Here is a 16,563-nt window from a genome sequence, read left to right on the forward strand (position 1 = left end):
GAAGAATAATTTTTAATGTTTAACATATTTTATTTACTGCACTTTATAATTATAGTTTAATTTTACCCTCAACAATCTACCAAAAAATAGACCCAGTGTAAAAAGCCCGATTCCTGCTATTGAAAATATTACGCTATACAACACGAAATTATGGAACAAATTCAGTGCTAAAACTATATTAAACGATGTTATAGCATTTAACACGTCAATAGATTGTATGGAAACCTGTAATATTATAATAACAACTGCTATATTTAACGTATATTTAAAAATATCGTCAAATAAATAGCCCGATAAGGTACCCAGTAGGAGTAAACTTGGAAATACGAGATATTGTAATATCGTATATTCAAATATCATAAAAATCCCCATTATTTTAATGAGTTTTTAACGATAATTCTATGACATAATAGGAAATTAAAAATTAATAAAATAGAATAATAATTAGTTATTGATTTAATATTGATTTAATAGCCTTAATTACTTATTTTATTTATTTTATTTATTTTTTTATTTAACCTAGTGTTTGACCCTAAATTTTAAATTGGTGTTATTTATTTGATATTATAAACATACTGGATAGTTAAAGATGCATACTTAACTAAAATTTAGCTAAAAATATCAATCTTCCTCTTCACACCTCTTCAATATATTGTATATCGTATAATATATATAATATTTTGTAAAAAACTATAAAAATACACTATTTTTTAATTTAAAACCTCGTCATTTACTTAAAACTTATTAAAAGACCATAATACCATTTAATTGAATTTTACTGTTTAATATAATTTAATTGTACAATATATTGATATTTGTAATGCCATTTCTAATTTTATTATAATGCTATTTTTGATATGAAGATTTTAAGAGATTTAAATTCAATTTTAAAGTATAATTATATTTAAAAATCCAAATCTTCAATTCTAATATATATAATTTTCTTCTTAATTTAAATGCAAAGAAATATCATTATTAAAAAGAGATAAGGTAATCATATTAATTTACATACATTATATAATGTCAACATATTAAGTAATATTAGTTAACACAAATATCCGTTAAAATTGATAATAATGTCAAATAAACCGGCATGGGACATAATAAGTTTGAAAAATATCTTGTTTACTGATTAGATACCACAGGGCTAAATAATTAGGTAAATAATCGTTATTAAGATTTTTAAATTTATTAAAATGTTGCATAACGTGTTATATTCAATAATGTCAATATATTGTCATATTATATTGAAATTATTAGTATTGTACTTTATAGAATATGAATAAATAGGAATAAATAGGAATAAATAAGATGTCAAAATACATGTATAACCAAATAAAAGCTAAATAAAAGCTAAATTACAGTTGATGGCCTATAGTCTTAGTATATAGAGTTATTTTGTAATTCTGTAATTAAATAATTAAATAAATTGTAAATTATTAAAATAGCATAGGGTAAAACAGTATTACTCAATGAACTATGGTGTTTATATGAACAAAAATGCAAAAGCAGTAAAAATTGAAGACTTACCAGAAATGAAAATTGTTTTAGAAAATATCGCTGACGATGAATATATAGAACAAATAAGAAAAGTATTCGATTTTCACGGGCATATATCAACTGGAGCGTTTATCGGTCTTCAAATGTACAGAATCGCTAAAAGAGAAATGAAACTTGAAGATGGAGAAACCGTATACGTAATGTGTGAGTGCAAAAATTGTATGCCTGACCCATTCCAAATTTTAGCAGGCGCTACTATTGGTAACAACAAGTTAAAAATATACAATATTGGCAAAATGGCAAGTACATTTAACAAATTTGGAACAGTTGGCGACAATGTTAAAGGTTTAAGAATAATATTAGACGCAAACAAAATGCAGGACTACCCTAAATTATACAACTGGTATATGAACATTGAAAAAGTTCCACATACGGACGCTATTTTCGATTTAATTAAAGCAGGAGATTCCGTTTATTCATGGGAGTATGTGGATGTTGAAGTACCTCCAAAAAATAAAAAGGATGTAAAACTCTGCGAAGTATGTAAAGAATCATATATTAGCTACGATGGTAGTCCAATTTGTGAAACATGCGCTAAAAAGAAAAACTAATTAATTAACTAAGTAATTAACATATAATTAACCAATAGGCAATAATTAACAATTAATCGATAAATAATTGGTTAATAATTGGTTAATTTCAATAATTATCGTAAATAACAAATTGATAACCCTAATATTAATCATATATTAATGATATCTAAAATTCAATTTAGATGGTGGTACAATGACCAAAATGATTATTAAAGGAGGTCATGTTTACGACCCACTTAATGGTGTGGACGGAGAGGTAATGGACATCTACATCAAAGATGGCAAGATTGTCGAAAGCCTTTCGAGTGACGAAATAAAGGAAGCAAAAGTATTAGACGCAAAAAATAAGGTTGTAATGGCTGGTGGTGTTGATGCACACACTCACATTGCAGGACCTAAAGTAACCGTTGGTAGGGTAATGTTCCCAGAAGACCACTACAAGTGCGTAAGACCAAAAACACACAATACACATTGTGGAACTGGTGAAATCGTACCTTCTACTTACATGCAAGGTTACAAATATGCAACTATGGGTTACACAACTACCTTTGAGGCAGCTGTTCCGCCTATGATTGCAAGACACACACACGAAGAGTTAAAAGCACTCCCTATTCTCGATAAAGCTGGTTACTTACTTTTAGGTAACAACTGGTTTGTTATGAAATACTTAAGAGAAGGAGACATCGAAAAAGCTGCATCATACGTTGCTTGGGCTTTAGATGCTACAAAAACTTACGGTATTAAGTGTGTTAACCCAGCAGGTGTTGAAAACTGGGCTTGGGGTAAAAACGTAAACTCTTTAGATGAGAAAAACATCCACTTTGACGTTTCAGCAAGACAAATTGTTGACGGATTGGCTCAAATTAACGAAATGTTAGGTCTTCCAATGTCAATTCACTTGCACGCTAACAACCTTGGTCACCCTGGAAACTGGGAAATTACCAAGGAAACAATGGATGTAACCAAAAACATCAAAGTTAACGTAAAAGATAACATCTACAACGAAGTTAAAACAAAATTCGACAGTAGAAGAAAACAATCTGTTTATATGACTCACGTTCAGTTCCACTCATTCGGTGGTACAAGCTGGAAAGACTTTGAATCAAAAGCAGATGACGTTTCAAAACACATAAACAAGTCAGACCACGTTGTTATTGACAGTGGTTGCGTTCCATTCGGTAAAGCTATTTGTATGACTGGAGACGGTCCAGGTTTATACGATATCGCTACAATGAACGGACAAAAATGGACAAACTGTGACGTTGAGTTAGAATGTGGTTCAGGTATCGTTCCATTCAACTACAGTATGAAAAACAAAGTACACAGCGTTCAATGGGCAATTGGACTTGAATTATTGTTATTAGTTGACCCAGCGAAAGCAATCTTAACAACAGATAACCCTAACGCAGGACCATTCACCAAGTATCCAAAAATCATGAAATGGTTACTCTCTAGCAAAGCAAGAGAAGATACTATGAAAGAATGCCACAAATGGGCTGGTGAAAGAAGTACACTTCCAAATATTGACAAAGAGTTAAGCCTCTACGAATTAGCACAAATTACAAGGTCAACCCCTGCAATTGCTATTGGTATGGGATACAGAAAAGGTCACTTAGGAGCAGGTGCTGACGCAGATGTTACAATCTACGATATTACACCAGATTACAACTCTAACGACTACGAAATGCTCGAAAAAGTATTTACCACAACCGCTTACACAATCAAAGACGGTCAAATTGTTTCAAAAGGAAACGAAATTGTTGAAACACCAAGTGGTAGGTCATTCTTCGCAAATGTACAGATGAAAGAAGAAATCCAAAAACCAGTTCTGGACGATGTTAAGGACTTCTTTAAATACTATACCGTTGGATTCAACAACTATTCAACTCCAGATGAGTATTTAACAAGACCTACACCTATGGATATCGACTTAAAATAATTTAATTTAATTTAATTTAATTATTTGTGTATTGAAGAAAAATTATAATATTATATTAAAAAATATTATGATTATATTTCTAAATACGGCTATAACTTACTAAATTTAATAAATTAAACTAATAAATAAAAATAAATTACTTAATTTGCATTTATGGCAAGGTAATTGCAAGTACGGTGAAACAATGGGAGAAATTATATTAACTCCAAAATATGATGATAAATTTCCTGTTGAATGTGACATGATTACCCCTGATAACTTCTTTGGTAAATCAGAAGAAGAAATCAAAGAAATAAAACTTTGGAAAAGCTCTGTACAATACCCATTGTCAGAATTCTTCGACGTAAAGGGCGATGGTCAAGGTGCACAATCAGCATCAGACATTCACATCATAATTGATGGAACAGTACCAAAAATGAAATTAATCGGTTATGCAATGACCACCGGTAAAATTACAGTTAATGGAGATGTAAACTACCACATTGGCTGTGAAATGAAAGGTGGAGAAATTGAAGTAAACGGTAACGCAGGCTCATGGGCTGGTAGAGAAATGGAAGGCGGAAACATTTTAATCCACGGTAACGCAGGCGACCACATCGGTGGCAGTTACAGAGGTAAATGGGACGGTATGCTTGGCGGTAGAATTGTTATCGACGGTAACGCAGGTAGTAGCGTTGGTGACGGCTTAGTTAAAGGTACCATCATTGTAAAAGGAAATGTTGAAGCTTTCTGCGGTATAAGACAAACTGGTGGTTTAATATACGTTGGTGGAAACGTTTTAAGAACCGTCGGCGTAGAAATGAAAAAAGGTACAATTATCGTAGAAGGTAAAATTGAACACTTTTCACCAGGATTCTTCGAACAAAACTTGTTAACAAGTAACGAAGTTCCAAGTGAATTATATGAAGAAATCTTACCTTACGGGGCTAACCTTTATTCAAAAAGCTATGTTGAATACAAAGGAGACCACGCATTCTATAATAAACCTAAAGGAAAAATGTACATCTCTGCAAATAACAACGAGTACCTATTAAGCTGTGAAGGTTCAGTTGATAGACCTATCGAGTTTAAAGGAGAAGCTTTAAAAGTTATCTTGAATACAGGAAGTACAATTGAACAAGGTAGAATTATTAAAGGTGGGGATAAATACAGCCCAGAATATAAAGACGTATGTGCTGTATGCCATATTCACCCAGATGACTATCAATTGTTGGGCAAGCCTGAAAAAGTTAAAGTTTCAAGCCCTGACGGAAATAGAACAGTTGTAGTAAGAGCAGAAATGAAAGATAACGTTCAAAGAAGAAATATTTTCATACCAAGAAGTGTTTGGGCGAACGTTATTGTTGATGCTCAGTCTGTTAACTCAGGAGCTCCAATCTACAAAGGTGGCGAAGTTTACGTACAACCTAGTGATGATGAAATTTTAGAAGCACCATACATCATTGAACAACAATACAAATAAAATAATTAAATAGATAGATGCTAAATCTTAGGTGAAATAATGGCTGAAAAGATTTTTAAAGACATCATGTGCCCCGTATGTGGTGGTACTTGTGATGACATTGAAATCGTCTGGGATGAAGAGAATAGAAAAATTGAAGTAAGGAACGCTTGTAAAATGGGTGCAGCTAAATTTAACGAGATAGTTAGTCACCACAGGATTATGAGCCCTTTAATCGCAGACAAGGAAAAAGCAGAAAAAAGAGAAGCAGAATGGGACGAAGCATTGACCAAAGCTGCTGAAATATTAGCAAACGCTAAAAGACCTTTATTATTCATGGGAGCAGAAACCTCCTGTGAAGCAATGACTGTAGGATTACACATGGGAGAATACCTTGGCGGTATTGTAGACTCCAATTCCACAATATGACACGGCCCTTCCTTAATGGGAGTTCAAGAAGCTGGTAAACCTGGTTCAACAGCAGGGGAGACCAAGAACAGAGCCGACTTGATAATATATTGGGGAACCAATCCTATGGACTCAATGCCAAGACATTTATCAAGGTATGCAGTATTCCCAAGAGGATACTTTACAGAAAAAGGTAGAAACGACAGAAAAGTTATTACTGTCGACCCAAGAAGGTCAGCTACCGCACAAGCATCTGACTTGCACGTTCAGTTGAAACCTAATTCCGATTACGAATTGTTCTCAGCTTTACTCGTAGCAGTTAGGGGAAAAAGACCACATAAAAGTATAGAACAGGTAACTGGTGTACCTGTTGATACAATTATGGAAATGGCAGCTATGATGAAAAAAGCTAAATTCGGTTCAATTTACGGCGGTTTAGGTCTAGCTTCATCATACGGTAAACACAGAAACATTGAATGTGTTATGACCTTAGTAAAAGAATTACAAAGATACACTAAATTTACCATTGGTTTAATCAGAGGACACTGTAATGTTGCAGGATTTAACGTTCTTGCTTCGTACTTATACGGTTTCCCATTCGGTATCGACTTTTCAAGAGGATACCCTAGATATAACCCAGGGGAATTTACTACAAACGACTTGTTGAGAGAAAAAGAAGTTGATGCTGTACTTGTAATGTGTGCTGACTTAGGTGCCCACTTACCACAGGACTCATCAAAGTATTTAAACAAAATACCAGTTGTATGTTTAGATATTGCTCCTTGTCCAACAACTTCAACAGCAAACGTTGTATTGCCTGGTGTTATCGATGCAATTGAATGTAACGGTACATTCTATAGATTCGATGAAATACCAATGCACTACAGACCATTTGCTGAATCTCCATTCCCATACACCAAAAGCAACGAAGACACTATGAAACAATTGTTTGCTAAGGTAAAAGAGATTAAAGAAGGACAACCAAATCTATAAAAAAATAATTGATAAATTAAATTTCAATTATTTACTTAATTTTTATTTTTTTAGATTATTTTCAAAATAATATATCAATTTTAACAAATTATTTTAAAAATATTTAATATATAAAAAAAGTATTTTTATTAGCTTATATTTTATTATATCATTACTATATTTTATTATTATTTAAAAGTTGAATTTCCTTTTATTAATCCTTTAAAGAATCCATAGGAAATTAAACAATGGAATAGGAACAATAATATAGGTAAAGCTATGTATAAAGGTTCTCGAGTCTTAATTAATAATCTAATCGTATCAATTAATATGGCCATAATATAAATAAATATCAATAATCCTGTTATAATTATGGATAATAGCATAAATAAAAATCCGAACGGAAACAGCCATAATATATTAAAATAACCCTTTCTAATCATTAAACCTTTTGCAGCTCCATAACTTATGGTTTGTTTTATGAATTTTTTTACACTCGAACGTGTATAATAAGAGCTAACTATATTTGGATTAGTATATAATTTAAAACCTTCTTTTATAAGATGTAAGTTAAATTCAAAGTCCTGACCAGTTATAAAATCAGTGTCAAACAAAATTTCACTTTCTTTTATCATTTTGGTGTCATACATACCATAAACTACAGTATTTGAGAAAAATCCTTCTTTTGCATACCAAAAGGAACTACCGCCCGATAAAGGTGTAGAGTAAATAACTTTTGCAATTTCAGCGCTCATATTTTCGGATATCTTGTTTATAATACCCCCAACACCCGCAAGTTTTGGTTCTTCTTTTTTTATTCTTTGATATGTCTCTATGTTATTTTTTAAAAAATCCTGTTCAGGATATGCATGTGCCCCAAAAATTATAAAAAAATCCCCATTTGCGTTTTTAATTCCTTCGTTAAATGCGTAGACCTGCTTACGCTTTTCATTTGTATAAATCTTTATATTTTCAAAATTATGCTTTTTTTGTAACTCTTTAATTACGTCTAATGTTTTATCAGTACTTTTTCCATCAAAAATTAGTATTTCATAATTTTCTTTTGGATAATCTTGATTAAACCAATTTTCGAGACATTTTGTAATATATTTTTCTTCATTGAACGTAGGAATTATTATTGAAATAAAATTCATAGTATTACCTTTTTATTTTTATTTCTTCTTTTTTTCTTAATTTTAATCCAAAACTTTGCCCATTTTTAACATAAGTAACCTGTAAAAAATTTTAAAGCCTATCATCACATTAGTACCTCTTGCCATGGAGTATTCTGTGTAAATTGTTTTAATTGGCACCTCTCCGATATTAAGCTTATTCTTTTTAGCGATAATAAGGGCTTCTGAACATGTTTCATATCGTTTTGCCCTAAGTTGCTCTGAGAGTACTTTTAAAGCACTCTTGGAAAATGCACGGAGCCCGCTCTGGCTGTCTGTAACATAATATCCACCAAGTAAAAAAGTGATAAAACTAAGTCCAAGATTACCAACTTTTTTTGTCAATGGCATATTTTTAAATTCTTTTGGATTTTTTATCCGACTACCTACAACATACTCTTTTGAGTCATTTATTATGGGTTGAATTACTTTCGCGATATCGTCGGGTGCGTGTTGACCATCTGCATCAAATGTAACTGCTATGTCAGCGCCTAATTCGTAAGCTTTTTTTAATCCGGTGATTGTAGCACCGCCAACCCCTTTATTCTGCTCATGCTTTATTGCAATTACTTTATTATTATTATTATTATTATTATTATTATTATTCTGCTTACTTTCTTCTTCCAATTCTTTCATAATTTTGTAAGTGTTATCTTTGCTACCATCGTCAACGATTATGATATTATCGTAATTATGATTTTGTAAATTATTTACAACGTTTTTAATCATTTTTTCTTCGTTGTAAGCGGGAATTATTAAATATATCAATTTATCAGCCATAATCTAACCAATCTAACCTTTTAATTTCCTATACCTATCATATTCTTTTAAATTATATATTAAATTATAGGATATAATTTTAAAAATAAGATAAAAATAAAAGTAAATAAAATAATAAAATAATAAAATAATAAAAATTTAATAATAAAATAATGGAATAAAAAAATAAAATAAAATTAATTATTTTCTTTTTCTTCAAAAACTAATGCGTAATTGCAAATATGTAAATCAACGTTTCCTTCTTCAGCCAAATTTTTTAAATGGAATCCTTTTTTGGCAGTTTCAATGATTAAATCTTGATTATCGCCTTTACAAGTACCAATATCTAAAATTATCCTTTTTGAATTTAAACCGGAGTTATTAACGCTTTTAATTCTAGCATTTAATACCTGTGCCTTACAATCTGAACATTTTGTACAGTTTAGAGTTTTTCCTTGTGCTTCCAAACATATGTTTTCAGGTCTAATACTAAAATATATGTCATAATCGTTATTTAATGAAGTTATAAGTTTACCATATCCGTTATTCTCGGTTATATCTGCGTTTAAATCAATATTTTTAATATTTAGTGAATCTAAGGAGTTTACCCGATTTGAAGAATATAGTCCATTTAAACTACATAAGCTATTTAAACTATCCAATAGTTTTTTTCGCGGAATTTTGACGCATAATGATTTACTTTTAAAAATTATTTCATTGTCATCAATATAGAATTTTCCATTATAGATATTTTTGAAGCCCATAAATTTTGCCACATATGTATTAATTGGTTGTTCCAAAATATCATCTAACGTACCAAATTGCTCAATTCGTCCATTTTTAATAACACCCAAGTGCTTTGAAAGTACTATTGCTTCATTGAAGTCGTGAGTAACGTGTATAAAGCAAGTATCAAGTTTTTCATGGATTTCCTTTAAATCGTATAATAATTTATCATAAGTCAATTTATCTATTGAACTCAATGGTTCATCTAATAAAACTACTTTTGGATTCATTGAAAGCGTCATTGCAAGGGCTACCCTTTGCTTCTCTCCAGAACTTAAATTAGCCGGTTTTCTATCTAATGTGTGCTCTATTTTTAGTAATTTTGCAATATTTTCAATTTTTTTATCTGTTTTTGACTTAATATCTTTTTTAGATTTTAATTTATTTTTCATTTTTTCAAAATAACCTAATGATTTTGAATTTTTTTCATTATCGTTATTTTTATCGTTATTTCCCTTATCTTCTCGAGTATGGATTTTAAAGTCTTCGGGATTCTGCATCTCTTTTATAGCCATGTCATTATAAGTATCTGCATATAATGCCTCTAAGGTATGTTTATATCCAAAACCTATGTTTTCTCGTACTGTGAGGTGAGGAAATAAGTAGTTACCGTTACAGAGCAGTATTTTTCGCTTGTTTATTTCTTTATTGGTTATATCTTCGCCATCTAAAAATATACTGCCTTCGTCAGGTTCTCTAAAACCTGCCAATAATTCCAATAATGTTGTTTTACCACTACCACTTAAACCCACCAATACACAATAATCATGGTCTTCTATTTCTAAATTATTAATTGTTAGGGTAAAGTCGGACAATTTCTTTTTTAAATTCTTTATTTGTATCATTAAAACACCGATTACTGCATTTATCAAATTAATTAACTTATTTTACGTTTTAATTGCCATTATTTTTATTATTTTTATTATTTTTATTATGGTACATTATACTATGTTATTCGTATTATTTGTATATTTCAGTAAAGCTAATTGTAAATTTTAAAAATTATAATTATGAATTCCACGTATTCCTTTAAAATGAAAAGTTATAATAAAATATATAGATTAGGAGGTAGGAATATAATAATAGTTAAGGGGCAATTATTCACTACCGTATGCGCAAAATCGTTCTATAGGGTATATTTTAGCGAAACCTGCTACTGTTGTACCGTAAAAAATTATTTTCTTACCGTATTTCTCAGCTAAATTTATTAACTCAATTATAGTGCCGTTTGCTGTTGTACTACCGGTAGCAAGTACTACGTCAGAGTTTTTTATTAAATATTCGTTCATATCAGCGTGCATAACAAATATTCCGTTTTTCATCCTTCCAATATTATTTACGTCTAAATCTGTGTTCATAACATTTTCAGCACCAAAAGTCTTGACCATTTGTTTAATTATGGCAGGATGGTATCCAATAATTCCTATTTTTAGAATGTCGTCATCTGTATAATTATATGTCTTTATAAGATATTTTGATAAATCTTTAGCACACTTTTCAGGGTCGGAACCTTCGCAATGTTTTGTCCTATCGGTTTTTTTCAAGTGCTCCATCACTGCATTGAAAGTTGCGAGTATCTTTTGATTATCGCCAGATTCGATTACTTCTAAAATTGTACCATTGAATTCAGCGAGGTTTTCCAAAGTTGTGAACGCGTCACCAACAGAATTTTTAAAGAATGCACGTAATAAAAATTCTTTACCATTTAAAAGGGGGTAATCTTTAACGTTTTTAGTATCTAAATTTACATCTATTGGTTTTATTTCAATTTCTTCGTTTAAAAGATTGTTCTCTTCGCATAATTTTATCAATATTTCTTTTAAAGCTTTTTGCAAATCAAAATTTTCATCTTTTATTTGAGGGGTTTCAAGTTTCATAATAATACCATCCTTTAATTAATAATCTAAATAATCTATATTGCATATTTGCACTTATGTGTAAAATACCATATTGTCTTATATTTTTATAATACATATAGCTTTTTAAATTTGTTTAATTATTAAATAACTTAATTAACGTAATTAACGTAATAACGTAATATTGTTTATTTAAAATTATAAAATAGAATATTTTAATATTTTTAATATCTCTATAGCAGTATAGTATATTTTTAGATTTATAGAGTTATAAATTTATATTTCATATATCAAATTATCAATTTAATATTTTGAACCATAGTTCGCTATTGTACGAATTGTCAATAATATAATCAATGCAACCATCAGGAACACAAAAGCAATTGTTAATGCCATATCTATGTTTCCAAGAGATATGTTTAAGAAAACTGCAACAGGTAGTGTCTCCGTTTTCATTTTTGTAGCTCCTGCAACCATCATCGTTGCACCAAACTCGCCAATACTTCTTGCCCATGCTAAAAACATTCCTGCTAGTATACCATTTTTAGCCATAGGTAAGCTTATTTTAAAGAAACTCTCAACTTTTCCTGCGCCTAAACTTTGAGCTATATATTCGTATTTCGAGTCTATCTTTTCGAAAACGGATTTTGAAGTCCTAACGATGAAAGGAGTTGCTACGAAAAATTGTGCAACTATGACGCCTTTTGGAGTAAATAAGATTCCTTTTAACTGTTCAGATATTGCCTGACCAAAAATCGTGTTTCCAAAAAATACTAAAAGTGCAAATCCAGAAATTAATGGAGGAATTACAACAGGAACTTCCACCATTGCGTCTATGAGATTTTTGCCCCTAAAATCGTATCTTGCGAGAGCATAAGCAGCAGGAACACCGATTATTAAGCCCAATGTAGTTGCTATTGAAGCAGTCATTAAACTAAATTGTATCGCGAACTGAACCTCGCTTGAAAAAATAGCCATTTCTAAAGTTTCAGGCGTAACACTCCCCAATATAGAAAGTAATACAAATAAAACCATTGATATAAATACAGACATTAAAAGCATTGATGAAAACTTTAAAGAATCATTTATAAATCTCATAACTATCCCTGTTTGTCTTACCATTATTATATTTAATATTAATAACATTATAATAATAATTAATAATTGTGTTTTTAGCGTTTTACGTTATTTTAAGTTATTTTAAGTTATTTTTTAACTTATCTTATCGTATTTTTGTGTTTTTTGTGTTTTTGTAAATTTTAAAAAATTTTAATGGATAGAATTCTTAAACTTCCTAATGTAAAATAAAAAAATAAGACAAATAGAATATATGGAGTAAATTAAACAAAAAATAGCCAATAATGTAGTATATCGACTATTATCGCTACCTATTAATTAATCTTACTATTATTTCCAATATTATTTGTTAATTTGGATATAGTGACCAAATAAATTGCTAAATCTTATTTAATATCATAATAATGTGAATTAACCTAATTAATTCAATTTAGTGTGATGTATGTTTAGATTTTATTAACCCTAATAATAACCCATTTAATAATTATTTTTAATAATTATTTATTAGATATAACGGTGATTAATTCTTACAAATCCCCTAAAAATGTAAGAATTATTTAAGTGTGACATTTTTAAAATATATTATATGAATTAAGTAGTACGATTATTTTATGATTTATAAGTTATTTACTTCTTATTTATTCCTTAGTTATTTGTATCATTCAATAATACAAAGCCATTCTTTTCAAATATTGGCAATCCTTCAGTTATTATAAATTCGTAGAATTTTTCAGTATTTGGATTGTCTGAAGTTGTCAAGATTGCTACAGGTATTGTTTTTATTGTGTTGTATTGTGGGTCTATTTCGATAACGTCGACTTCATCACTTCTTGAAAGTGCGTCAGCCCTCCATACAACAGCTGCATCCGCTTGTTTTTGACATACATACATTAATGTTTGTTTAACAGTACCCGCTTCCACCAAAGTATTTTCTTTAACTTTAGAAGTTATGTTTAATCCTTTAGTTTCAGCTTTAGCCAATATCTTATTGAATGTTTTTCCTATCGCAATACTTTTTTCCCCAAGTGATAATTTAACATCATCTTTTGCTAAATCATCTAAACATTGGATATTTTTAGGATTTCCTTTTTGTACTGCAATTACTGGAACGTGTTTTGTTATATTCTCATATTTTGCAACATAACCTTTTGATTCTTGTAATTTGAAGATATATGAACTGTCTCCTGGCATGAAAATGTCACCTGAATTTGAGGCAACAATTTTTGAGTACAAAGCACCACTACCACTGTAATCATATTCTATTTTAACGCCATATTTTTGTTCGTAAACTTCTGCAATTTCATCCATTGGTATTTGCATACCTGCACCTACTAATGCTCTAATAGGTTCTGAACTCCCCGTACTTTGAGTTTGAGGACCGTCAGTTGCGCCTGTATCTGACATACACCCTGAAAATGCTGTCATTGTTACTACAGACAAGACTAGTAATACTAAAAAACTGAGTTTAGTATAATTATTCTTTTTTTGTGTTATATTTTCGCCATTATTATTTTTATTATTTTTAATAGTCATATTATCCCTGATAATTAGTGATATATTGATAATTAACGAATATGGCATTAATTTCAATATAAAGTAAGTATTGTACAATATAGAACATATATAAATATATATTAAATTTTACGGTAAATTAATAATAAATTCATAGATTGATACGTTGATAAATTTGTTAAATTTATTTTTAAATTTTTTAAGTATTGATTATCGATTATCGATTACACAAATGTCCCTACATTTGTATATTACTCAGTACTTTAGAAATTTTTATCGTTATTAATCATTTGAGATTACCATTTTAAAAATTTCGTAATTAAATATACTTACCTTCATATATAAATCTTTCTATTCATATTTGCCATATTTGTTAAAATGTAATAGTAATATATTAACATTTTTATAGTATATAAATCATAAGTAATTACACTTCAATAGAAACTTTGAAAACATAATTAATTATGGACAAATTTGTAATTAGATAGCATTAACTTAAATATGTGGTATAAATATAGGGATAACAATACCATAATAAAAATACCATAATAAAAAAATATAATATTATAATATTATAATGATATGAAAATATACCCATAATTAAATTAAATTATAATAATTCCAATAATTAAGTGATAAAATGATATCAATCGATGAATTAAACAGAATATTACAAACTAAATTTAAAAACCAAGAAATTGAAAAAATAGTTATCGACGAAGCATTTAATAGAGTTATTACAGAAGACATTTATTCAAATATTGCAGTTCCACCGTACAATAAATCAAATATGGATGGTTTTGCAGTTAATGAAAAATCAGACGAATACATGATGATTGACGAAGTCCATGCCGGAGATAATAGGGATTTAAAAATCGAAGGTAATGAATGCACATGGGTTGCTACAGGTGCAAAATTGCCTGAAGGTACCAACTATATCGTACCTGTTGAATACTTAGGTATTGAAACTGAGGAAATGGCGAGCTATATTATTAAAAATCAAAATAAAATTATTTTAAACTTAAATGAAGATGAAAATCACATTTTAAAAAATTCATACTTGTCAAATGACCCATTTGAAGAAAATCACATCGTTAAAAAAGGTATTGATATTGATGAAGGTCAATTACTTCTTAAAAAAGGTACTAAAATCAATGAACGAAACATTGGTTTATTGGCTTCAGCAGGCATAAAAGAACTTAATGTCTACAAACTTCCAAAAGTAGGCATTATATCAACAGGCGACGAATTAAAATTAATAAACGATGTTAATTCAAAAACCATAGGAAATACAGTTAAAAAAGCCGGTTGTGAACCTAAATTTTTGGGCGTTTCAAAAGATGATTTTGAAGAATTAAGGGAACTTGTTAAAACAGCATTGAACGAATATGACGTAGTTATAACATCTGGGGGAGTTTCTCGCGGTAAAAAAGATTTTACAAAACGAGTTATTGAAGATTTAGGTGGCGTATTAGTACATAGGGCTAAAATAAAACCTGGAATGCCTATTTTATTAGGTGAAGCGTTGGATGAAAACAACTGTAACAAACCTTTAATATGTATGCCTGGAAACGTTACATCTTGCGTAATAATCGCTGAAGTTGTAGTTTATCCATTTTTAAAGAGCCTTATGCACGAAAGTATGGATAAACATATCAAACAGTTTAAAATATCTGAAGAATTATACTCACAATTTGATAGAACTGTTTATATGCCCGTTAGAATTGAAGATGGAGTAGCATATCCAACTTTTGAAGGTTCAAACATGATAAAATCCGTTGCATATGCTGATGGTCTTGTGGAAATTACGGACGATAAAAAATACAATAAAAACGAATTAGTTGACGTATGGATGCTTTAATTAATTTGTATTTTTTATTATTTTATTATTATTTTATTTTTTAAACTATATTTATGTTATTTATTTTATCTATTTTTCTATTTTATCTATTTTTCTTGGTTTAATTTTCATTTAAAGAGTAGAAATATTTTATTTAATTTATTAATTGCCCCATTAAGATTTCATTTAACAAAATATTTAAAGTTTGATATTCAAATATATTATTGTAAAAATATTTAGCATGTTTTGAATGAATAGGGGATTTAATACAATAAAATAGTTAAAATTTGGGGTTATTTAATTTAAAATCACGGTATAGATGTTCTTTAGGGGTGTGATTATGATAAATATAATAACAATGATAATTTGGTTGGTAATGACGTATATCATATATGTTGCTTTTGAAACGCTTTTCACGTGGCTAGGAACCAAACTAGTTAAAATAAATGTGGAATTTAAACAGATAGCATACGTTTCTGCTATTAAAGCACTTACTTATGTATTATTTGGTCTTATCCCTATTGTAGGTAGTTTATTAGGAATACTTGCTGCTGCATATATGAATAAAGAAATGTTTGAAGTCGATTGGAAAAATGGCTTTATTATTGAATTGCCCGCACTGGTATTCATATTAATTGCAATGCTTTTGGCAATAATATTCAATATTGTACTAATGTAAACTAATTAAATTAGTTAAAATAAGCATAA

Annotated in this window: 13 protein-coding genes; 6 read left to right on the forward strand and 7 right to left on the reverse strand. The window is 29.5% G+C overall.

The window, feature by feature from the left end:
• Positions 1–33 precede the first annotated feature (33 nt).
• The gene (locus M2325_RS07470) at positions 34–360 is read right to left on the reverse strand and encodes a hypothetical protein (protein WP_209631508.1); all 327 of its coding nucleotides are present in this window, start codon (positions 358–360) and stop codon (positions 34–36) included.
• Between the two features lie 1,130 nt (positions 361–1,490).
• Here M2325_RS07470 and M2325_RS07475 point away from each other — a divergent pair.
• From M2325_RS07475 to M2325_RS07490, 4 genes are all read left to right on the forward strand, one after another.
• Entirely contained in the window at positions 1,491–2,111 is a 621-nt protein-coding gene (locus tag M2325_RS07475) for an FmdE family protein (RefSeq protein WP_245314011.1), read from the forward strand.
• A gap of 175 nt (positions 2,112–2,286) precedes the next feature.
• Positions 2,287–4,032, forward strand: coding sequence for a formylmethanofuran dehydrogenase subunit A (locus M2325_RS07480; RefSeq protein ID WP_209590708.1), 1,746 nt, complete (start codon positions 2,287–2,289; stop codon positions 4,030–4,032).
• A gap of 184 nt (positions 4,033–4,216) precedes the next feature.
• Positions 4,217–5,494, forward strand: coding sequence for a formylmethanofuran dehydrogenase subunit C (locus M2325_RS07485; RefSeq protein WP_209590707.1), 1,278 nt, complete (start codon positions 4,217–4,219; stop codon positions 5,492–5,494).
• Between the two features lie 39 nt (positions 5,495–5,533).
• Positions 5,534–6,874, forward strand: coding sequence for a formylmethanofuran dehydrogenase subunit B (locus tag M2325_RS07490; protein WP_209590706.1), 1,341 nt, complete (start codon positions 5,534–5,536; stop codon positions 6,872–6,874).
• A gap of 167 nt (positions 6,875–7,041) precedes the next feature.
• Here M2325_RS07490 and M2325_RS07495 read toward each other — a convergent pair whose 3' ends face one another.
• From M2325_RS07495 to modA, 6 genes are all read right to left on the reverse strand, one after another.
• Positions 7,042–8,007, reverse strand: coding sequence for a glycosyltransferase (locus tag M2325_RS07495; protein ID WP_209590705.1), 966 nt, complete (start codon positions 8,005–8,007; stop codon positions 7,042–7,044).
• Between the two features lie 42 nt (positions 8,008–8,049).
• A complete protein-coding gene (locus M2325_RS07500; RefSeq protein ID WP_259052488.1) occupies positions 8,050–8,805 on the reverse strand; it encodes a glycosyltransferase family 2 protein in 756 nt (251 codons plus the stop codon).
• 176 nt (positions 8,806–8,981) lie between these two features.
• Positions 8,982–10,415: an ATP-binding cassette domain-containing protein gene (locus M2325_RS08265; RefSeq protein ID WP_209590703.1), complete on the reverse strand. Its 1,434-nt coding sequence runs from the start codon at positions 10,413–10,415 to the stop codon at positions 8,982–8,984.
• A gap of 252 nt (positions 10,416–10,667) precedes the next feature.
• Positions 10,668–11,447 carry a Rossmann-like domain-containing protein gene (locus tag M2325_RS07510; protein ID WP_209590702.1) on the reverse strand — a complete coding sequence of 260 codons (780 nt, stop codon included), beginning with the start codon at positions 11,445–11,447 and terminating at the stop codon, positions 10,668–10,670.
• Between the two features lie 282 nt (positions 11,448–11,729).
• Complete coding sequence (locus M2325_RS07515; protein ID WP_209590701.1) at positions 11,730–12,524, reverse strand: ABC transporter permease; 795 nt, start codon at positions 12,522–12,524, stop codon at positions 11,730–11,732.
• 624 nt (positions 12,525–13,148) lie between these two features.
• Entirely contained in the window at positions 13,149–14,036 is an 888-nt protein-coding gene (gene modA / locus M2325_RS07520) for a molybdate ABC transporter substrate-binding protein (RefSeq protein ID WP_209590700.1), read from the reverse strand.
• Positions 14,037–14,655: 619 nt separating this feature from the next.
• Here modA and M2325_RS07525 point away from each other — a divergent pair.
• Positions 14,656–15,876, forward strand: a complete 1,221-nt coding sequence (locus tag M2325_RS07525; RefSeq protein WP_259052490.1) for a molybdopterin molybdotransferase MoeA — start codon at positions 14,656–14,658, stop codon at positions 15,874–15,876.
• Positions 15,877–16,195: 319 nt separating this feature from the next.
• A complete protein-coding gene (locus M2325_RS07530; protein WP_209590698.1) occupies positions 16,196–16,534 on the forward strand; it encodes a hypothetical protein in 339 nt (112 codons plus the stop codon).
• The last annotated feature ends 29 nt before the right edge of the window (positions 16,535–16,563 follow it).

It is taken from the genome of Methanococcus voltae PS (assembly GCF_024807035.1).
GTDB classification, from domain to species: Archaea; AGJL01; Methanococci; order Methanococcales; family Methanococcaceae; genus Methanococcus; species Methanococcus voltae.